We start from the raw sequence: 20,006 nt of genomic DNA on the forward strand, positions 1-20,006 counted from the left end.
AAAGAATCCAGTCGAACCCCTTATTAAAACCATTACTCCCCTTGCCAACTCTTCAACAACTCCCCATAAGCCACTGTTTGCCCTTGGAGTTTTTCATTGGCTAATTTGGCTTTCGGTGAGCCGGGTTGAGCAAGCCAATAACTAGGATCTCTAGGTTTATTCAACTTAGGACCACATTCTTTTTGCACTTTGGCGCGCTCAAGACGGCGCATGACTTTATCTTGTGCCGCGGCCAATCCATCTAAGGCTTTTTGCGCAGAGCTTTCGCCACTAGCGACTTCAGATATGTACTTCCACCAAAGTTGTGCCAGTTTTGGATAATCTGGCACGTTAGTACCTGTTGGGGTCCATTGTTTGCGAGCAGGGCTGCGGTAAAATTCCACTAAACCACCCAACTTAGGTGCGGCATCTGTCATTTGTTGTGAGTTGATATCAGACTCACGAAATGGCGTTAAGCCCACTAAGGTTTTCTTTAACGATACAGTTTTAGACACAGTAAACTGGGCGTATAACCATGCGGCTAATCGGCGTTTAGTGGGGGTGGAGTTTAAGAAGGTCCAAGCGCCTGTATCTTGGTAGCCTAGCTTCATGCCTTCTTCCCAGTAAGGTCCTTTAGGTGAAGGTGCCATACGCCATTTTGGTGTGCCGTCTTCGTTGACTACTGGCAAGCCCGGTTGATTCATACTGGCGGTAAATACTGTGTACCAAAATATTTGCTGAGCAATCGCGCCTTGGGCGGGTACTGGGCCAGACTCTGAGAAAGTCATGCCTTGGGCTTCGGGTGGCGCGTATTGGCGTAACCAATCCACGTATTTTTGGGTGGAGTACACAGCCGCAGGACCATTGGTTGCGCCGCCTCTAGACACACTTGAGCCAACTGGGTGACACCCTTCTACGCGAATACCCCATTCATCAACAGGTAAACCATTTGGAATGCCTACATCCCCAGCGCCTGCCATTGAAAACCACGCATCGGTAAAGCGCCAGCCTAGTGACGGGTCTTTTTTGCCGTAATCCATGTGGCCATACACAGGTTTACCATCGAGCATTTTGACTTTTTTACTAAAAAATTCGGCAATGTCTTCATAGGCTGACCAATTCACTGGCACCCCTAATTCATAACCGTATATATCTTTGAACTTAGTTTTTAGGTCTTCACGTTCAAACCAATCGGCCCTAAACCAGTATAAGTTGGCAAACTGTTGGCTGGGTAATTGATACACTTTACCGTCTGGGCCTGTGGTAAAACTTAAGCCGATAAAGTCTTTTAAATCCAAAGTAGGCAAAGTGACATCTTTGGCATCGCCTTTAATCATGTCAGAAATGGCCACCACTTTGCCGTAACGAAAATGGGTGCCAATTAAGTCAGAATCATTCACATAAGCATCGTAAATATTGCGCCCCGACTGCATTTGGGTTTGCAATTTTTCGACTACATCACCTTCTTGAATTAGGTCATGAGTGATTTTGATACCTGTGATTTCGCTAAAGGCTTTAGCCAGCACTTTTGATTCGTATTCATGGGTGACTATGGTTTCAGAGGCCACATTAATACTCATGCCCTCGAATGGTTTGGCAGCCTTGATAAACCATTGCATCTCTTGCAATTGCTGCTCGGGCGTTAAAGTAGAGTCGCTGAATTCTGATTTAAGCCAACGTTTAGCAGCCTCTTCATCGGCCATAGCGTTAGGTGCTAATAGACCTAACAGCAACATTAAACTCGCTAAGTATTTTTTGTTTTGCATAGTATCCCCGTGCATATTGTTACGCGTAAAAAATGTGAACCGTTATCCCCAACGGATCAGTATCACCAATAAAATTATCGATATGGCGAAGGCGATCCATAGAGATAAATCCGTTAGCCCTAAAAACAGCAAATGCACAAAGGCGCTGCTGAGTAACCCAATAAATAGTCTGTCGCCCCGCGTGGTGCTGATGGGTAACCAGCCTTTTCGTTCAACGCAAGGTTTGCGGATTTCCCAAATGGTCATCACCAATAAAATACTGGCTATGCCGATAAAAAATAACCCGCTGGGCAGAGTCCAAGCCATCCAATTTAGCATCTTTACACTCTCCCCAAGGCAAAACCTTTGGCTACATGGTTGCGCACAAACCACACCACTAAAATGCCCGGAATAATAGTGAGCACACCAGCAGCGGCTAACACGCCCCAATCAATACCAGCGGCACCGACTGTGCGGGTCATAATCGCTGAAATAGGTTTGGCTTCGACCGAGGTTAAAGTGCGAGCTAACAGCAATTCTACCCAAGAAAACATAAAGCTGAAAAAGGCGGTCACACCTATGCCCGAGCGGATCATCGGGATAAAAATTTTAATAAAGAAATGACCAAAACTGTATCCATCGATATAGGCGGTTTCGTCTATTTCTCTGGGTACGCCCGACATAAAGCCTTCTAAAATCCATACAGCCAACGGAATACTAAACAAACAGTGGGCAAGGGCCACAGCCAAGTGAGTATCGAACAACCCCACCGATGAATACAATTGAAAAAACGGCAGTAAAAATACCGCTGGCGGTGCCATTCGATTACTCAACAGCCAAAAAAACAAATGTTTATCGCCTACAAACTTATAACGACTAAAGGCATAAGCGGCGGGCAGCGCCACCAGCAAGGTGATCGCCATATTCATGGCCACATAGGTAATTGAATTCACATAACCCATGTACCAACTGGCATCGGTAAATATGGTGATGTAGTTATCAAAGGTGAAGTTTTCTGGCCAGAATGTGAGTTGCCCTAAAATTTCGTCGTTGGTTTTGAACGACATATTCACTAACCAATAAATCGGCAACAACACAAAAATAAGATAGATGATCATGCCTAAGTTGCGTCTACTTATCATGTTTGTTCTCGCTTTTGTCCATGTGAGTGATAGTGGTAAAAAATAGCCATGACACCAACATCACAATCAAAAAATACACCAAAGAAAACGCCGCCGCTGGGCCTAAGTCAAATTGCCCTACCGCCATTTGGGTTAGGGTTTGGCTTAAAAAGGTGGTGGAATTTCCGGGGCCGCCGCCTGTTAATACAAAAGGTTCGGTGTAAATCATAAAACTATCCATAAATCGCAGTAGCACACCTATCACCAAAACGTTTTTTAAGCGCGGTAATTGAATAAAACGAAACACTGCCCAGCGCGAAGCTCGGTCGATTTTAGCCGCTTGGTAATACGCATCGGGAATAGCTCGTAATCCCGAGTAACACAACAACGCAACCAGCGATGTCCAATGCCACACATCCATCAATAACACAGTTAACCAAGCGTCAACTGGATTGGCGGTGTAGTTATAATCAACACCTAAACTTGCCAAGCTCCAACCAAATAAACCAATATCACCTCGCGCAAATACTTGCCAAATTGTGCCTACCACATTCCAAGGAATGAGCAGCGGCAAGGCCAATAAAATAAGCACCGCTGACGCTTGCCAGCCTCTTGTTGGCATCATTAACGCCACCAATATACCCAGAGGAATTTCAATCATTAACACCGAAAACGAAAATCCAAATTGGCGCAATAACGAGTCGTGTAAGCGGGTGTCGCGCAGCACCTCTTGATACCATTCAACCCCGACAAAATAGGCTGTATTTTGGTCAAAAATATCTTGTAGAGAATAATTCACTACTGTCATTAAAGGGATGATCGCCGAAAACGCCACCAACAAAAACATAGGTAACACCAATAACCATGCCTTGTTATTTTTAACTTTATTCATGGTTATGGCCTTGTGCTTGTGGTGCCGGTTCGGCTACCAAATACTCGTCGATATAGAGTTTTAACCATTGGCTTGGAAAACTTAGGTGTAGCTCTTGACCTTTAAATTGCATTTTTTCGGACACTCTAACCTGCATTTTTAAACCAGCAAACACTACCGACACCAATTGATAACTGCCTAAATGTTCCACAGACTCTAATGTGGCCGCAAAGCTATGTGGTGAAGCTGTGTCACTTAGCGCAACAAACTCGGGGCGAATACCTAATTTTAGGTTGCTCGACCTGCTGTTTTGCAAGGCAAGTTGTTGTTGCGCATTAATAGGGATATTGATGTTTTGGTAACTGACACCGGATTGATGTTTTTCCACCGGAATAAAGTTCATGCCGGGGCTGCCAATAAAATAGCCAACAAAAGTATGGTTAGGGCGCTCGAATAATTCTTGAGGCGTACCAAACTGCACAATTTTTCCTTGATACATCAAGGCAATTTCATCGGCAAAGGTGGCGGCTTCAAGCTGGTCGTGGGTCACGTACAGCATAGTAATATTCAGCTGCTCGTGAATTTGTTTAAGTTTGCGTCTTAATTTCCACTTTAAATTAGGGTCGATAACGGTGAGCGGTTCATCAAACAAGATGGCCGATACATCTTCGCGCACTAAGCCCCGCGCCATCGACACTTTTTGTTTTTGATCGGCGCTTAAATTTTGGGCTTTCTTATGCAACGAGTCGGTTAATTCTAAAAGCTCGGCAATTTCTTGCACTTTTTGTTGAATTTGCCCCTTAGGCATTTTGATGTTTTTCAGCGGAAAGGCCAAATTCTCGGCCACCGTCATGGCATCGTACACCACAGGGAACTGAAACACTTGAGCAATGTTGCGCTGCTCTGGACTTAGGTCGTTAACAACTTTTTCATCAAATAACACTTGGCCTTCTGAGGGAGTAAGCAACCCGGAAATAATATTCAACAAGGTCGATTTTCCACAACCCGATGGACCCAGCAGCGCATAAGCACCACCTTGTTGCCACACATGATCTAACGCTTGAATGGCATAGTCTTGGGGGGCCTCTGGTTTGGCTTGATAGCTATGAGCTAACCCTTTTAGAGTAATAGTGGCCATTATCTTGCCCCCACAATTTGCATTGCAGGCCAACAAATTGCGTTACCTGTAAGGTCAAACACAAAGAGATCTTCTAAGGGTAAAAAAATTTCAATGTCACTGCCAGTGGGAAAATTCATAATGCTGAGAATATGCACCATCCAGTTCATGCTTGGTTGGTTGTTATCCAAGAGGGTGGTTATGTGCAAATAGGTTTCCGACGCACTTATTTCTGCCAAATCAACTTTAGCTTTTAAAGCAATATTGGCCGCTTTATTGGCTTGCAATGAGATATGGTTTGGACGGATCGCAAATTGATACTCGCCATCTGGCAACTGAGCTAAATGAGCAGTACTGGCTAGGTTAATGGCATCGTGAAGTAACAGTTTGCCATCTTGTACTTTAGCTGAAAACACATTGAGCGGAGGTTCGTTATATAAGTCGGCAGCCGCTAAGTTTATCGGCTTAGCAAACTGTTGTTGCGCATTGCCCGTTTGCAACACCTGACCTTGATGTAACAAAGTGGTGGTGCCGCCTAACGCTAAGGCTTCATGGGCTTCGGTGGTGGCATAGATGGCAATGGTTTCGCGGCTTTTAAATAAGGTTTTAAGTTCGCTGCGTAGCTCTTCCCGTAATTTGTAATCTAAATTCACTAAGGGCTCATCGAACAATACAATGCCAGCGTCTTTTACTAAGGCTCTTGCCATAGCGCAGCGTTGTTGCTGACCACCGGAAAGCGCTAACGGCAAACGTTGTAAATATTCGCCAATATGCAACATTTCGGCAATGTGATTGACCCGCTTAGTGATTTCATTGGCCGATACCCGCGCTAATTTTAAGGGAGAAGCAATATTCTCCCATACGGTTAAATGTGGGTAATTAATAAATTGCTGATACACCATAGACAAGCCGCGCTTTTGCACGGCAACACCTGTGACATCTTGCTGGTTATAAAAAACCCGTCCTTGGCTGGGCTTGTCTAAGCCAGCTAACACTCGTAATAGCGAGGTTTTACCTGCTAATGTACGGCCTAACAGCACATTAAAAGAGCCTGGTGCAAACTCGAGTGAAATATCAGTAAGATAAGGTTGCGCGTCGACCAGCAAACTAACATCTTGTAATTCTAGCGCCAACAGACCGCCCTCAACTTCAAATTAATCCATAAAACATAACATAATCAAGGTGATTACCGGTTAGTTTTTATTTATAGATCGTCATAACATTTCCACAAAAGCATCAACAAAACGCTGCGGCGAGCCTTCGTCCATATTGAAGTACAAAGAGGGTTCAATTAGCTCTATTTCGATCACCGCAAATTCACTTTTGTGCCTGACTAAATCGACCCTCGCATACAACACATCTTCGGGTAAGGCTGCTAAGCAGTGCCGCGCTGTGGTTAACATCTGTTCGCAAGGTTGGATCGATTTAAGTTGCCCACCGTGCTCTTCTTGCACGCGAAAATCACCAGACTCAGGCTCCTTTAAAATACTGTGGCTATAATGGCCAGCAAAATAAAACAGTGAATATTCACCTTCTTCTACTATGCCAGTCAAAAAGGGTTGCAGCATAAATTCACGCTCTGCAAATACCGCCTTTAATTGGTCGGCCTGGGCACTCAGTTTTTCTGGTGTTAATCGATAAGTATGATCGGCATTGGCACTAATCAAAGGTTTTAACACTATTTCAGGGGTATCAAAATGTTTAAAACCAGCCTGCAACTCTGATAGTAAAAACGAGTCAAACCACAAGGTTGGCACAATATTAATGCCTTGGTTTTGCAAATCTCTTAAGTAGTTTTTACTGATATTCCACTGAACTATATTTAGGCTGTTTTGCAATTGTGCAGTTGACGCCTCGATACGTTGCAAACAAGCCTTAAATGCTTCCACATCGTCTTGATAATCCCAAGTGGTACGAATAACCACCACATCATAGCTATTCCAATCTACATCAGTTTTTCGCCACGACACCTCTTCGGCTAACCAACCTTTTGCTTTTAAAGGCTCAAACAGCATAGTGTCGTAGGCAAAAAAGTCTTTAAGACTGTCCATGGATAGAAATGCACAACGTTTCATAGGTATTTTCATTGTTAAAGGATGAACGTGTAAACACTATAATACTATTCAGTATAAAGAAGTGGTCTCAACCTTACTAAATCACATATATTTACAAATGAACTTATGTTTCTTGGCTTCGCTAAGTTATTATACGCCGCTCAAAATAGGCGTGATGGGCACAAAATATGAAAAAGAAGTGGTTTAAGAAAATATTACCCTTAGTAATATTGGTAATTGGTATTGGTGGCATGAATGTTATTAAAGCATCGGGCGAAAAAGAAGGCGAGCAAGAAGCCGTTGATATTCGCCCAACTGTTAAAGTTGAAACTGCTATTGCCCAAGACTACCAAGTTCAAATTACTAGTTACGGTGAAGTTAAACCGCTTGAAAGCACTATGGTATCGGCTCAGGTTTCGGGAGAAGTGCTTTCGTGGCACAGCAACTTTGTTCCAGGTGGTTTAGTGTTGCGTGGTGATACTTTATTTACCATTGAAAAAGACGCCTATGAAGCCGCTTTACTAAAAGCTGAAGCCGACCTTAGCTTAGCCCAAGCAAACCTTATTGAAGAACAGGCCAGAGCCAATGTGGCAAAACGTGAAGCTGGAAGCAGCAAAGTATCTGATTTGTATTTACGTAAGCCTCAAATGTTAAGCGCTCAAGCCTCTGTAAAATCAGCACAGGCCAGATTAAAAATTGCTAAACGCGATTTAGATAATTGTGCAGTAAAAGCGCCATACGATGCCTTAGTCATTCAGCGCAATTTAGGTGTTGGCCAGTATGTCAATCAAGGTGCCCAAGTTGGTGAGTTGTACAATATTGAAACTGCAGAGGTGTCGTTTCCGATTGCGGGTTTTGACAGAGATTTTTTACCGGCTGACATAGCTCAAAAAACAGCCCAAATCACCACTAAAGGTCATAACGCTATTGTTCGCGAAGGTAAGATTAGCCGCGATTTAGGTATCATTGATCAAGCAACTCGCATGAGCCAATTAGTGGTGAGAATAGAAGATCCCTATAGTCTTAACTCATCACAGCCGCCATTGAAGTTTGGTCATTATGTGGAAGTAAGTTTTGCTGGAAAAACATTAAACCAAATTTACCGTTTACCTCAAGAATTGGTAAACAATAGAATCATTTGGGTACTAGACGAAAACCAAGAAATGCAACCACAACGGGTAGAAGTATTACGTGAAGAAGGAGCCTACTTCTTAATTAGCGAAGGCTTAAAAGATCAAGACCAATTGATTTTAACCTTACCTGAATACCCACAAAAAGGCATGAAGGTAAAAGTGGCCAAGCCAAACGACGCTCAAGTCAATCAGCAGTCATCATAAGGTTTAAATTATGTCCAATGTAAACCCAAACCCTAATGTTGCGCCTAAAGAAAAAGGCCTAATCGCCTTTTTTGCGAATAACTCAGTTGCAGCTAACTTAATGATGATATTCATCATTATCATGGGCTTCTTTAGCTATTTTACTATGCAGCGACAAATGTTTCCTAACATTGAGATCAACTATATCAATGTGAGTGCTGTGTATCGGGGAGCTTCTCCTCAAGAAATTGAGCAAAGCATCCTCATCAAAATGGAAGAAGCCCTAAAAGATATTTCTGAAATCAAAGAAAGTACTTCTAGAGCGCGCCGTGGCAGTGGCACCATTACTTTAGAGATTGATCCCAAGAAAAATCTATCTGAAGTACTAGATAAAGTAAAAGCACGGATAGATAGCATCGCGACTTTCCCTGCCGATATGGAGCCCCCCAATATCGCCCAAGTTGAATTTCAACAAGACGTGATTGAAATGGCCTTAGTAGGTGATTTACCTATTTCAGATTTAAAGCCAATTGCGAAACAAGTTGAAGACGAATTGATGGCATTAAAGAATGTATCTTTAGTGCAGCTAGAAGCACCAGATGACGAAATTGCCATAGAAATAGAACCCGACACTCTACGTAAATACAACTTGTCCATTGCTGATGTGACTCAAGCCATTAGACGTTTTTCTGCCGACATATCTGCCGGCCAGCTACGCACCGATTCGGGCATTGTAGCAGTAAGGGTCGAAAACCAACTTTATAGCGGCGACGAATTCAGAAAGATCCCCGTTAAAATTGGTGCCAATGGGGCCAAAGTGTTACTTGAAGATGTGGCGCAAATCAAAGATGGCTTTACTGAAGGTGAGCGTTACTTTAAGTATTCAGGGGTTAATGCCATTTCTCTAAGTGTTAAAGCCACCAAAGATCAAAGCACAGTGCCCATTGCCAATTCGGTTCAGTCCTACATAGAAGCTCGCAACAAAACCTTGCCTGAAGGATTACAGCTTAAAATCTTAGTAGACATGACATTTTATTTAAACTCGCGTCTGGATATGATGATTAGCAACCTGTTTCAGGGCGCGCTGTTAGTGGCCTTGTTGCTCACCATATTTTTACGTTTCAGGCTGGCATTTTGGGTAATGTTGGGCTTACCCGTGTGTTTTTTAGGCGCTATCATGATGATGCCTGTGTTTGGCGTTACCCTTAACGTATTGTCTTTGTTCGCTTTTATCATGGTGCTGGGCATAGTGGTGGATGATGCCATTGTAATAGGTGAATCCGCATATACCGAGATTGAGGAAAAAGGCGGCGGCGTAGAAAGTGTGGTTCGAGGCGCCAAAAAAGTGGCCACACCTGCCACCTTTGGCGTGTTAACCACTATTGCGGTATTTGCTCCATCACTATTTGCTTCAGGGCCACAAGCGTCGTTTTTCACCAATATTTCGGTGGTCGTCATTTTATGTTTGGTCTTTAGTTTAATCGAATCTAAATGGATTTTACCTGCCCATTTAGCTCATATGAAATTTACCCCAATCAAAGAAAGCAGTTGGCGAGCGCGGTTTAATAAAGGTTTTTTTGGCTTTGTAAACGGTCCTTATCAAAGATTCATCACTCGCTGCATTGAATGGCGCTGGTTAGTCTTTACCACCTTTATGGCGCTGTTGTTTATTAGCATTGGGATGATACAAGGTGATTACGTGAGAACGGTCATGACCCCAAAAGTTGCCAGTGACTTTCCCGGTATCAATATTGAAATGAACGAAAACGTCTCAGATGAGACGACCCTAAACGCACTGAAAACCATAGAAAAAATGGTACTTGATGTGGATAAACAAATTACCGCGGAATTTGGCTCCACTATGATGAAAGATATTATGGTGTTTAATCAGGGCCGCACCGCTGGCAGAATTATGGTGCCTTTAGTCAACGAAGAAGACCGCCACTTTGATGCCTTTGAACTGGCCAGAAGATGGCGCGAAGTGATGCCTATTATTCCGGGTATGAAATCTATCACCATACAAGATAACCTCATGGGAGGCGGAGGTGGCGGTGGCAATGGTGGTGAATTTGGCTTTATGCTATTCGGTGCCGACATTGATTTATTAAACTCCGCCGGTCGCGAATTCATCGCCATGTTGCAACAACAAGAAGGTTTGTTTGATATCAGTTCTACTATCGATCCAGCCAGTAAAGAAATCCAAATGGATTTGTTACCTGTTGCTTACGATTTAGGCTTAGATTTATCCAATATTGCTAGTCAAGTGGGGGCTAGCTTCTTTGGAGGCGAAGCCCAAAGAGTGATACGTGATGGTGAAGAAGTAAGGGTGATGGTACGTTACCCTAAACTCACTCGCGAACGTTTTGCCGAATTGAAATATGCGGTCATTACCACGCCTCAAGGTAAAGAAGTGATGCTTGGTGATGTGGTCACATTAACCGAAGCGCCTGGTATTAACTACATACGCCGCGAAGAAGGCTACAGAAGTGTTTACGTATACGGTTCCATCGACGAAGAAGTCGTCGAGCCTAATGCCGTGATTAAAGAAGTGGAAGACACCTTGTTACCGCAACTTAAGTCTAATTTCCCAGGAGTAAAATCTGAATTGGGTGGCTCTATTGAAGAAGAGCAGGCTCAAGAAGCCGAGCAGCTTACCTTCTTTATCGCGGGTATGTTGATGATTTATATATTATTAGCCATACCATTAAAAAGTTATGGTCAACCATTGATTATTATGTCGGTTATCCCGTTCAGTTTTACTGGTGCCATATGGGGGCATTTTATCTTCGACATGGATCTCAGTATGTTATCGCTGTTTGGGTTGATTGCAGCAGCGGGGGTAGTGATTAACGACAGCTTAGTCATGACCGACTTTGTGAATCAGAGACGTAAACAAGGCCACTCTATATTAGCTGCGGTAACAGAAGCGGGTTGCGCGCGTTTTAGAGCCATCACTTTGACCTCGATTACCACTTTTGTGGGTGTATTGCCCATCATGTTTGAAACCAGCACTCAGGCAAAAATTGTGGTACCTATGGCAGTAGCTCTGGGTTTTGCAGTACTTTATGCGACACTGGTAACCTTGGTGCTGGTACCTTGTTTGTACATGATACTTGAAGATCTTAAAGCTAAATTCGGATGGTTTTTTTCACTATTTGGCAAGATATTTAAGAGAAAAAAATCGACTACAGTTGAAAACTCACCCACCGAGGCTTGATTCTCAACAAACTGAAAAGCGCCAGAATTGGCGCTTTTTTTATATGGCTTAAGCGAAACCTATACCATTTTAGTCATTACAACTTCGTATAAGCATCCAACAGTCCAGTAATACTGGTGCAGAAAAGTTCAAAGGATTTTAAGTCTGCTGAGGTATAGCTTGCTTGGGTCACTAATTCTCGACATTGTAATACCGCAAATACTTCGCCGCTTCGTCTCTTTAAAGGGACCGCCATTATCATTTGTGCTGCATCAGTTTGCATATCTATCACTGGAGTGACTTGAGCATCAGCTAACGAATCAGTGATCAATATTGACTGCTTAGCGTCTCTTACAAAATTGACCAATCCCCCCTGATTTGGGTAGTTAGCGATATTTGTCGCAGCTACATCACCAAGAGAAGATACAATCCAGCCATCATCTGAGACGAGATAAAACGGAAAACCTTGGGTTTTAAATTTCTCAGCAGCTTGAGAAGTAAATTTAGAAAGTGCATTTGTCACTACACCGTTGAACGCTATGGGGTTGATTTTACTTTTTAATGCTAATATCCGCTGTGATTGTAAAGATAAATCCACCATAAAATATTGAAAATCAAAATCACTTTCTGCTTGGTTATTGGGTAACGCTGAAGGCGTATCGGCCACCACATTCATCATTTGCTGACTATTATCGATGACCGCTTCGTTAAAGCTTGCGATATGACCATCTTCAAGATAAACGATACGATCTGCCACATCTAGGATACGATTATCGTGGGTTACCAGTAAAATCGTTGAACCTTGTTCTTTGGCCAAAGTTTTCATGCGTTCAACTACATCTCGGCCTGACTGTTTATCTAATGACGCTGTAGGTTCATCTGCCATTAAAATTTTAGGTTCAGCAGCCATAGCTCTTGCTATGGCAACACGTTGGCGCTGCCCACCGGATAACTGATCGGGATAATAGTGTATACGCTCTCCTAACCCAACTATCTGCAAATATTCACGTGCTCTTTGCTCAAGTTGACTACCTTTAAATTTGCCACTTATTCGAATGCCCAGCACCACGTTTTGTAAGGCAGTTAACGCGCCAATTAGATTATGTTGTTGAAATATAAATCCAATATCTTTGCGAACTTCCTCTAATTGTTTGCCTTTCGCACCACAAAGCTCTTTACCGAGTATTTGAACACTACCGGTATTAACCGACCTTAAGGCACTGACTATGGTTAAAAGTGTGGTTTTTCCTGAGCCTGAAGGCCCGGTGACAATGACAATTTCACCGGCATAAATATCGGTACTGATATCAAATAAAATTTGTTTTTTAAGGTCGCCACTGCCAAAAGAAAAATCTAAGTTTTTGACACTGATGGATATTTCTGCGGCCATTAGAACACCTCCGCAGGGTCGATACTTACCACTCTTCTGACACTCAGCAAGGCTGAAATCGCACACATTAGCATAGTCAAAATAAAGACTAAGATTGCTCTATCTTGCGTTAAATACAGAGGTAAATTGGTAGCACCAGCGGCGACTGAATAGAGCCAGATCACCACTGCCACACCGGGAATAAATCCCAGCGCCCCTAACAACATAGCTTGTTGCACCACAATGCCAGACACAAAGGCACTGGAATATCCCATGGCTCTTAAAGTGGCATATTCACTGATATATTCTGATACGCCTGCAAACAAGATTTGATAAACGATTATAGCCCCAACAACAAACCCCATAATTGAACCAAAAGTAAACACATAACCAATTGGCGTCGCTGAATTCCAATAAGCGGTTTCCCTTTCAACAAAATCACTCTTGGTCATCACTAACACATCATTGGGTAAGTAATTTTTGAGCTTATCTCGCACTATATTGGCGTCCTTGCCATCTTTGAGCTTGATTAAGCCCATTTGAATATCTTCTCTGGAGCGGTCTGGAAATAGTCGAAACCAATTATCTGTACTCATAAACACGCTGCCATCTAGTCCAAATGATGTGCCCATATGGTACAAGCCCACCACGTCAATCTGGCGATTGTTGATTTCAGTTACCAATACTTCATCGTCGGTAACAGTATCCTTAACAGGGCCAAACTCAGGTCGCGAAGCAGAATCAAATATCATGGCATCCCGCGCCTTCATTTTGAGTCTAAGTTTATCAAATTCGACACCTTCAAATATTGGGTCGCCGGGATCAAACCCCATAGTATGGATACTGCGACTGCCATTATTCCACGGGTTTTTCCATACTGCGGGGAAAATATTAATGGGCATCACTTGTTCTACTTCTTCCAAAGACAGCGCTTGATAAAGGCGGCGTTTAGAAAATGCTTGGGGCCGGACTATAAACACACTGTCAGGGCTAAATAGGGCAATGTCGTAGTTGAGTCTTTCATGATAACGAACCGCACTTTCAAATAGCGCAGATCTAAAGCCCAATTGCATTAAAATCAACAACACCGCAAAGCCAATTCCACACAAAGCGACTATCAGTCTTACAGGTCGATATTTAAGTTGCAACCACGCAACTTTGGTCTGCATAGGTATCATGTTTTTATTACTCTAAGACGACTTCAACTTGCAGATTTATTAATCGCCTTACCGCCTGTGGTTTGTCTAGCAATACATCAACTTCAATGATTCGCGCATCTTTGCGCGACGCGGGATCAGTTCCAATTGCATCATGTTTTTGTACTTTAGGGTGGATGTAGGTCACTTTTCCGGTTAGTTTTTCATCTAGTGCATCACTGCTTACTACTGCACTTTGACCAATCTTTACTCGCTTGATATCTGTCTCATAGATTTCCGCCACGGCATACATTTTTTGTACTGCAGCTAACTCCAGGATGCCATCTAAATGCACAAATTCACCTGGATAGGCATTTATTTGTAATACCATGCCATCGATAGGTGAATAGATCATTTTACGCTGATACTCGGCTTGACGCCGCGCTAACCTCGCACTCGCGACTTCAATGGCCATTTCTGCCGCAGTCGCCGACACTCGCGCTGATTGACAAGATGCTTTCAATGCCTTGGCTTCACCTTGAGCCTGATCCACTTCTTCGGCAGCAGCTAAGCCTCTTTTTAACAATTTTTCCCGTCTGTCTGCTTCATTTTTTGCGGTATCGGCCTGTACACAGGCAGCGTCGGCAACGCTTTTTTCTGCATCAAACTGTCTTTGGGCTAACTCATACTCCTTTTCCGCCTCGAGTATTAATGCTTGCGCGACTGCTGCCGAATCTGTTTCTGCTAGTAACTGCCCCTTAGTCACGTTATCTCCTTCATTTACATGTAATTTAGAGATTAACGAGCCAGTAGATGATTCTGGGGTAGAGGCTGCACTAATGAGCATAATGCCATTTTCAGACTCAATTCTTCCTAATGCAGCAACTGAAGAGATCTCACTTGCCTGTACCATTAGCGTTGATAGGCTAGCCACGACAAGAGTAGTCGCTACAAATGAAGCCTTCATATTATTCTCCCTTTCTGGCGATTGAATGTTTTTCGGATGACTCGAAATGCGTTCTAAGTCTATCAATACTCGCTTGGTAACCAATCTCTGTGGCTTTTGTTTGTGCATCAAATCGCAGCATACCTACTCCTTTTACGTGGATATTGAGATAAATATCAGCTTGTTGTTGTTCGATTATTTTCTGACGTTTAAGTGCCGAACCCGCCACCATAGCGTGCATAATGGTTGCCCCTAACCCTGGTACAGAAGGTGCTTTTGACCAAGGTAATAAACGCTTGAATAACAAACGCCATCCAGACACTTCAGTGCCAAATTCTGACTTAGCTTTGGGTCCAATAGGCGGTGCTACGTCAACCGCTACAATGTCTCCAAAGGGATTCATTTCGCGCATAATATCCACAGGTAAATTGTTTAACACGCCTCCATCTACTAACAAATCGGATTCATGGGGTACAGGTGGTAACACTCCGGGTATCGATACGCTACTGCGCACCGCCAGGCAGGCATCTCCGCGATTATGAATAACGGGTAATGTAGTTGTTAAATTAGTTGATACGCAGAAAAACGGTAACCAAAAGTCTTCTATATTCCAGCCCAAAGTCTGCTCTTTTATTGCTTGGCTAATGCGCTTTCCTGCGATTAGCGAAACTATGGGGAAGGTAAAATCAATAATCTTATTGTATGCCTGCTTAGAACGAGTTATCACCTCTTGAGCATTCGCTCCTTGAGCGAGCATTCCCGCAAGGGGGGCACCCATGCTGGTACCACACACCATATCTATTGGAACCCCTAACTCTTCCATAGCCTTAATAACGCCTAAATGGGCAAAGCCACGTGCACCGCCCCCGCCCAACACTAAACTAACGGCATTGCCCGACAATATTCGCGCGAGTCTGGCTAAATCGGCGGCATGTTGATCCCGTACATGAAAAACAGCATCTGGCTGATTGGCAGAAAACCATGCAGAGGTGTTTCTTGGTCTATCGGTATCAGCGTTATGCAGTAAGACTAAACTCCATCGCTGACGCTCTCCTGACAAATGTGGTACCAAAGCAGCTAAATCGGTATCTGAACCAGCCCGAGCCACAACAATAATCTGGTCGGTTTGTCGAACACATCTAGCACTCCACTCAGACCATTTGGGATCAGACTGATATACTAAAAACTGACACTGCTCTTCTTGTGCATGTAACCACTCCACCAGTCGCAAGCTCGATGCTTGATTTTCTTGACTTTGAGCAATCCCATCTGTGGCGAGCTCAGAATTAACTATGTCGCTACTAAGGTAGCGCGTTGTGCCATAATCAGACATTGTTGAGCACAATTCTTGTGCAAAGTTTGTTAGCTGCACGCTGTCATTTGCGGGCAGCAAGCCAATACAGCGAACCGGAGTTTTTGCTAAGGCTTTTTCTGTAGGTAAGTTACTAAGGCGTTTACCCAAGATTTTAGCAATGTTATGTATAGCTCTAGTGTTTCGCTGTAGCATTAACTCAAAACTAAAGTTTGATAATTTAACTAGTTCACTATCCCGAACCGCATAGACGGTATGCGCTTGGGGCTGATGGGTTAAAAGCGCGGTTTCTCCGATGGTTTCCCCAGCTGAAACAACATCATTAACCACTTCGTTTCCTATGAGCAGCTTTGTGGTCATTTGCAAGCGCCCTGACACCACTATATAAGCACCGTCTGGTACATCGCCTTGTTGGAACAAGGTTTTCCCACTTGGCAGCGTAACCCATTCCAGTTCATTCTCTATATCGGCCAATACAAAAGGTAACATGGCACCAAACGGCCCAAAGAGCTTATCCAGATGGATGGCTAATCGATGTTTGCGCATCATATGTAAACCAATATTTTGCAATTTACGCCACAATAAAGGTTGTTCAGACAACAATGAATCGTATATTTCTCGGGTAACTATTGCGATTTTGCTCTCGGTACGGGCAACAATTGAATGTGTATGTTTTTCTTTAGTAAAGAAACTCAGTAGGCCTACCAGTTCACCGACTTCCAGCTGCTTATGCATCCCTAACATATTGGCTTTCGCCTGCTGCTCTTTAACCAAATCACCTGCTAATAATAAATAAAAGCAGGTATCGCCCGCACCTTCGGTAACCAAATAATCTTTTGCAGATAGCAGTTTTATTTCACCATAACCCGAAAGGATTTGGCGATCTTGCTCGTTTAGCATAATACTATTGTCTGTATCAGCTATTGTTTCATTAGACTTGCGGGTAACAGATGTGTCCATTAAATAGTGTTCCATCAACTTGTAAAACTACTCTACAGGCTCCTTAAATACTTCAATTTTTAAGAAACCCTAGTAACTCCTAGTCAGCGTGTGTTAACTACAAGCTTTAAATCTGGCCGATCAGTAAAAGCTAGTCTAGGTTGATGAGAAGAAAAAGTATACAATTTACTGTACGAATTACTAACCGAATAGTACACTTTTAAAATCAACGAAGGGAAACCCTTGGTTCAGTGGTCTAGCGGTAACTCAATGATTTCACTATCCAAATTATAAAACTTCACATTATCTCTACTAGGAATTAAGATTTATGGCTCGGCTAGATATGTACGCGAATTACGAACTGCAAGCTTCGTTTAAGCTTGATGACAATGACTTTGTGTTGGGCCGCGACGCAAGCTGTGTTGTGAGTATTCCTGATTCTAAAGTGTCGCGTAAACACGCCATTATTACATCGAAAGGCGATGATAAAATTATTGAAAATATTGGATTGAATGGCACCAAAGTGAATGGTAAGGCAATTGAAAGCCCCTATACATTGCAAGCTGGAGACGCGATTTTCATTGCCAGTTATATTTTAGTCTACCAACCTGAAGACATTACTGAAACAGATCTCGATTCAACCACTATTATCAGTCGAGCCCCTCCCAAAACACTGGTGTTGTAATCACCAGTGTTTACACTTTAAACAGCAACGAATAACTATATTGTTTAGGAGTTAATAGAAATTCTTTGTGGGTACTAGGGCTCCACGAATCATCACCGCCCACTCCCATATGTTGATTGTCTAAGTAAACATGAATCACTTCATCTGCTGCTAAATCATTAGTGTGATTAGCCATTGATAGTTGGTTTTGCGAATATTCACTTGCAGCAAACAAAAACTCTCCTTGCACTTGGAGTTTGCCGAGCTTGAGTTGCTGACAATCACTACGCAATCCGTTATCAGTGGGAAAAATATAAGGGGTATGCAAGTTTCTTAGACCCATATTGTATTCGCCAAAACGTGCGGCCGACTGACGATCAGGGTAGTTTTCGAATGGCCCTAAGCCTAACCATTTAACCTGCATATTATCTTGTTTGGATATAGCGAAACTCAGTCCTACTCTTGGTAGTGGCGGTAAAATTTCATTTAACTGCACCTCAATGTTAACTGTCACTTCGCCACTATTGTCGATGCAATAAACCCACTTTGTTTGGGCGCAGCGTGTTTCTTGATAGTCATACTCGAATACACAAATAATGCGTACATCTTGTTGTGATGATATCGCACTTATATGACAACATTTGCGTTGCCATTGACCAATCCCAGCTTGTAACCAGCGGGCATGCCATGCGTTGGGGTCGAGATTATCCACTTCACTCACCCCAATGTCGTTATCAAGCGGTGCGCGATAAAAATTATCAACCAGCGGGCGGGCGATAACCTCTTTGTTATCTTGCTGCCAAGTTTGAATAAGTCCGGTTTTACGGTCGAATGTTAGAGCTAAACCCGCGCCTTGAACGCCAATGACATTTGCATCTTCAGTTAACAGCAGCGGCGTTGCTACAACAGCTTTGTCGAATGAACCTAGAGTTAAACTTTGCTGATTGGCCAGTACAAATTGTTCGGTGCTCATAACATGCCCTGCTGGAGCGAAACTGCATGCATTGATTAGTTCAACATCTAGGTTTAAGTGATATTGCGCCCCTTGCACAAATGGCGTTTGTGGTTTTATAACTATCTCTTGAGCGCTTTGCGGTACAATACTCAGCACCACATCACCTTGTTCAACTTCAACGCCGTTTTGTAGCAATCGCCACACTAACTTTTCGTTATCTGTGGTTCTAAATACATAATCGCTAAAAATGGATAATTGATATTCATTCTGACGGCTTTGGGCTGCTAGAGTAAATTTAAGATGCTGCTGGCAATATTTGGCTTCAAATAAGCTAGGATGAGCACTGCGATCGGGAAACAACAAGCCATTAATACAAAACTGCCGGTCGTTGACAGTATCGCCAAAATCACCACCATAAGCCCAGTAGTGCTGGCCGTTTGCATCTGTTTTAGATAACCCTTGGTCTACCCAATCCCAAATAAAACCACCCTGTAATCTTGGGTATTCTTTAAAGGCTTGCCAATAATCATCAAAGCTGCCTAAGCTGTTGCCCATAGCATGGGCATATTCACATAAAATCAAGGGCCTAGTTTCACCTGGTAAACTCAGCCATTTTTTGATGGAATATTTAGGTACCGCCTCATCTTCGATATCGGTGTCTACCCGTGCATACATAGGGCAAATAATGTCAGTAGCAGAGGTATTTGCGCCGCCACCTTCGTATTGCACGGGGCGCAACGGGTCGAAACTTTTTGACCAAGCGTACATCGCATCATGATTGGCTCCATGGCCACACTCGTTGCCCAAAGACCAAATGATGATAGACGCGTGGTTTTTATCCCGCTCGACCATTTGGGTATAGCGGGACATAAAAGCGCCGGCCCACTGGGGATCGGCAGCTAACCTGCCCATAGGAAACATGCCATGGGTTTCAATATTGGCCTCATCTACCACATACAAACCTAACTCGTCACATAGCTCATACCAACGGGGGTGATTAGGATAATGGGCGGTGCGTACCGCATTAAAGTTGTTTTGTTTCATCAACTTAATGTCTGCAATCATGTCTGACTCTGATACAGCGTGCCCTGTCTCTGGATGATGTTCGTGGCGATTGACGCCGCGTATCAACAACGGCTTACCGTTTACACATAATTGCCCATCGACTATTTCGACTTTTCTAAAACCAATGTCATAAGCTTCTATATCAACAACTTCTCCCTGCTCATCGAGCAAGCTGACCACACAACGATACAAGTTAGGGGTTTCGGCTGTCCATTTTCGCG

Annotated in this window: 15 protein-coding genes; 3 read left to right on the forward strand and 12 right to left on the reverse strand. The window is 43.3% G+C overall.

Features of this window, described 5'->3' with window-relative positions; genetic code table 11:
- Positions 1-32 precede the first annotated feature (32 nt).
- From Q0688_RS22135 to Q0688_RS22165, 7 genes are all read right to left on the reverse strand, one after another.
- Positions 33-1,745: an ABC transporter substrate-binding protein gene (locus Q0688_RS22135; protein WP_299082493.1), complete on the reverse strand. Its 1,713-nt coding sequence runs from the start codon at positions 1,743-1,745 to the stop codon at positions 33-35.
- A 42-nt stretch (positions 1,746-1,787) separates the two neighbouring features.
- Entirely contained in the window at positions 1,788-2,063 is a 276-nt protein-coding gene (locus tag Q0688_RS22140; protein ID WP_299082495.1) for a DUF2160 domain-containing protein, read from the reverse strand.
- A 2-nt stretch (positions 2,064-2,065) separates the two neighbouring features.
- A complete protein-coding gene (locus Q0688_RS22145) occupies positions 2,066-2,866 on the reverse strand; it encodes a carbohydrate ABC transporter permease (protein WP_299082496.1) in 801 nt (266 codons plus the stop codon).
- On the reverse strand, positions 2,856-3,737 hold the full coding sequence (locus Q0688_RS22150) for a carbohydrate ABC transporter permease (RefSeq protein ID WP_299082498.1): 882 nt from the start codon (positions 3,735-3,737) through the stop codon (positions 2,856-2,858). The genes Q0688_RS22145 and Q0688_RS22150 overlap by 11 nt, the downstream gene beginning before the upstream one ends.
- Positions 3,730-4,854 (reverse strand): ABC transporter ATP-binding protein, encoded by a 1,125-nt coding sequence (locus Q0688_RS22155; protein WP_299082500.1) that lies wholly within the window; start codon positions 4,852-4,854, stop codon positions 3,730-3,732. The genes Q0688_RS22150 and Q0688_RS22155 overlap by 8 nt, the downstream gene beginning before the upstream one ends.
- The gene (locus Q0688_RS22160; protein WP_299082502.1) at positions 4,854-5,966 is read right to left on the reverse strand and encodes an ABC transporter ATP-binding protein; all 1,113 of its coding nucleotides are present in this window, start codon (positions 5,964-5,966) and stop codon (positions 4,854-4,856) included. Before Q0688_RS22160 ends, Q0688_RS22155 begins: the two co-directional genes overlap by 1 nt.
- 81 nt (positions 5,967-6,047) lie before the next feature.
- On the reverse strand, positions 6,048-6,908 hold the full coding sequence (locus Q0688_RS22165; RefSeq protein ID WP_299082503.1) for a hypothetical protein: 861 nt from the start codon (positions 6,906-6,908) through the stop codon (positions 6,048-6,050).
- Between the two features lie 167 nt (positions 6,909-7,075).
- Here Q0688_RS22165 and Q0688_RS22170 point away from each other — a divergent pair, with 167 nt between their 5' ends.
- Positions 7,076-8,224, forward strand: coding sequence for an efflux RND transporter periplasmic adaptor subunit (locus Q0688_RS22170; RefSeq protein ID WP_299082505.1), 1,149 nt, complete (start codon positions 7,076-7,078; stop codon positions 8,222-8,224).
- A 10-nt stretch (positions 8,225-8,234) separates the two neighbouring features.
- Positions 8,235-11,420 carry an efflux RND transporter permease subunit gene (locus tag Q0688_RS22175; RefSeq protein WP_299082507.1) on the forward strand — a complete coding sequence of 1,062 codons (3,186 nt, stop codon included), beginning with the start codon at positions 8,235-8,237 and terminating at the stop codon, positions 11,418-11,420.
- 76 nt (positions 11,421-11,496) lie between these two features.
- Here the strand turns inward: Q0688_RS22175 and Q0688_RS22180 are convergent, their stop codons facing one another.
- The 4 genes from Q0688_RS22180 to Q0688_RS22195 are packed head-to-tail and all read right to left on the reverse strand — an operon-like array spanning position 11,497 to position 17,122.
- Positions 11,497-12,789 carry an ATP-binding cassette domain-containing protein gene (locus tag Q0688_RS22180; RefSeq protein WP_299082509.1) on the reverse strand — a complete coding sequence of 431 codons (1,293 nt, stop codon included), beginning with the start codon at positions 12,787-12,789 and terminating at the stop codon, positions 11,497-11,499.
- On the reverse strand, positions 12,789-13,937 hold the full coding sequence (gene devC, locus Q0688_RS22185; RefSeq protein WP_299082511.1) for an ABC transporter permease DevC: 1,149 nt from the start codon (positions 13,935-13,937) through the stop codon (positions 12,789-12,791). The genes Q0688_RS22180 and devC overlap by 1 nt, the downstream gene beginning before the upstream one ends.
- Positions 13,938-13,953: 16 nt before the next feature.
- Positions 13,954-14,871, reverse strand: coding sequence for an efflux RND transporter periplasmic adaptor subunit (locus tag Q0688_RS22190; protein ID WP_299082512.1), 918 nt, complete (start codon positions 14,869-14,871; stop codon positions 13,954-13,956).
- 1 nt (position 14,872) lies between these two features.
- Positions 14,873-17,122: a cyclic nucleotide-binding domain-containing protein gene (locus Q0688_RS22195; RefSeq protein ID WP_299082514.1), complete on the reverse strand. Its 2,250-nt coding sequence runs from the start codon at positions 17,120-17,122 to the stop codon at positions 14,873-14,875.
- A gap of 307 nt (positions 17,123-17,429) precedes the next feature.
- Between Q0688_RS22195 and Q0688_RS22200 the strand changes: the two genes are divergently transcribed.
- On the forward strand, positions 17,430-17,786 hold the full coding sequence (locus Q0688_RS22200) for an FHA domain-containing protein (protein WP_299082516.1): 357 nt from the start codon (positions 17,430-17,432) through the stop codon (positions 17,784-17,786).
- Positions 17,787-17,796: 10 nt separating this feature from the next.
- Here the strand turns inward: Q0688_RS22200 and Q0688_RS22205 are convergent.
- The coding region (locus tag Q0688_RS22205; protein ID WP_299082518.1) for a glycoside hydrolase family 2 TIM barrel-domain containing protein at positions 17,797-20,006 on the reverse strand (2,210 nt) is incomplete at its 5' end.

It is taken from the genome of uncultured Paraglaciecola sp. (genome assembly GCF_937123705.1).
GTDB lineage: Bacteria > Pseudomonadota > Gammaproteobacteria > Enterobacterales > Alteromonadaceae > Paraglaciecola.

What these genes read in the sequence shown, in the direction of transcription:
- Q0688_RS22155 (WP_299082500.1), bottom strand. Translation starts at nt 4,854, where the DNA reads ATGGCCACTATTACTCTAAAAGGGTTAGCTCATAGCTATCAAGCCAAA.
- Q0688_RS22180 (WP_299082509.1), bottom strand. Translation starts at nt 12,789, where the DNA reads ATGGCCGCAGAAATATCCATCAGTGTCAAAAACTTAGATTTTTCTTTT.
- Q0688_RS22140 (WP_299082495.1), bottom strand. Translation starts at nt 2,063, where the DNA reads ATGCTAAATTGGATGGCTTGGACTCTGCCCAGCGGGTTATTTTTTATC.
- Q0688_RS22135 (WP_299082493.1), bottom strand. Translation starts at nt 1,745, where the DNA reads ATGCAAAACAAAAAATACTTAGCGAGTTTAATGTTGCTGTTAGGTCTA.
- Q0688_RS22165 (WP_299082503.1), bottom strand. Translation starts at nt 6,908, where the DNA reads ATGAAACGTTGTGCATTTCTATCCATGGACAGTCTTAAAGACTTTTTT.
- Q0688_RS22150 (WP_299082498.1), bottom strand. Translation starts at nt 3,737, where the DNA reads ATGAATAAAGTTAAAAATAACAAGGCATGGTTATTGGTGTTACCTATG.
- devC (WP_299082511.1), bottom strand. Translation starts at nt 13,937, where the DNA reads ATGCAGACCAAAGTTGCGTGGTTGCAACTTAAATATCGACCTGTAAGA.
- Q0688_RS22200 (WP_299082516.1), top strand. Translation starts at nt 17,430, where the DNA reads ATGGCTCGGCTAGATATGTACGCGAATTACGAACTGCAAGCTTCGTTT.
- Q0688_RS22190 (WP_299082512.1), bottom strand. Translation starts at nt 14,871, where the DNA reads ATGAAGGCTTCATTTGTAGCGACTACTCTTGTCGTGGCTAGCCTATCA.
- Q0688_RS22170 (WP_299082505.1), top strand. Translation starts at nt 7,076, where the DNA reads ATGAAAAAGAAGTGGTTTAAGAAAATATTACCCTTAGTAATATTGGTA.
- Q0688_RS22175 (WP_299082507.1), top strand. Translation starts at nt 8,235, where the DNA reads ATGTCCAATGTAAACCCAAACCCTAATGTTGCGCCTAAAGAAAAAGGC.
- Q0688_RS22145 (WP_299082496.1), bottom strand. Translation starts at nt 2,866, where the DNA reads ATGATAAGTAGACGCAACTTAGGCATGATCATCTATCTTATTTTTGTG.
- Q0688_RS22195 (WP_299082514.1), bottom strand. Translation starts at nt 17,122, where the DNA reads ATGGACACATCTGTTACCCGCAAGTCTAATGAAACAATAGCTGATACA.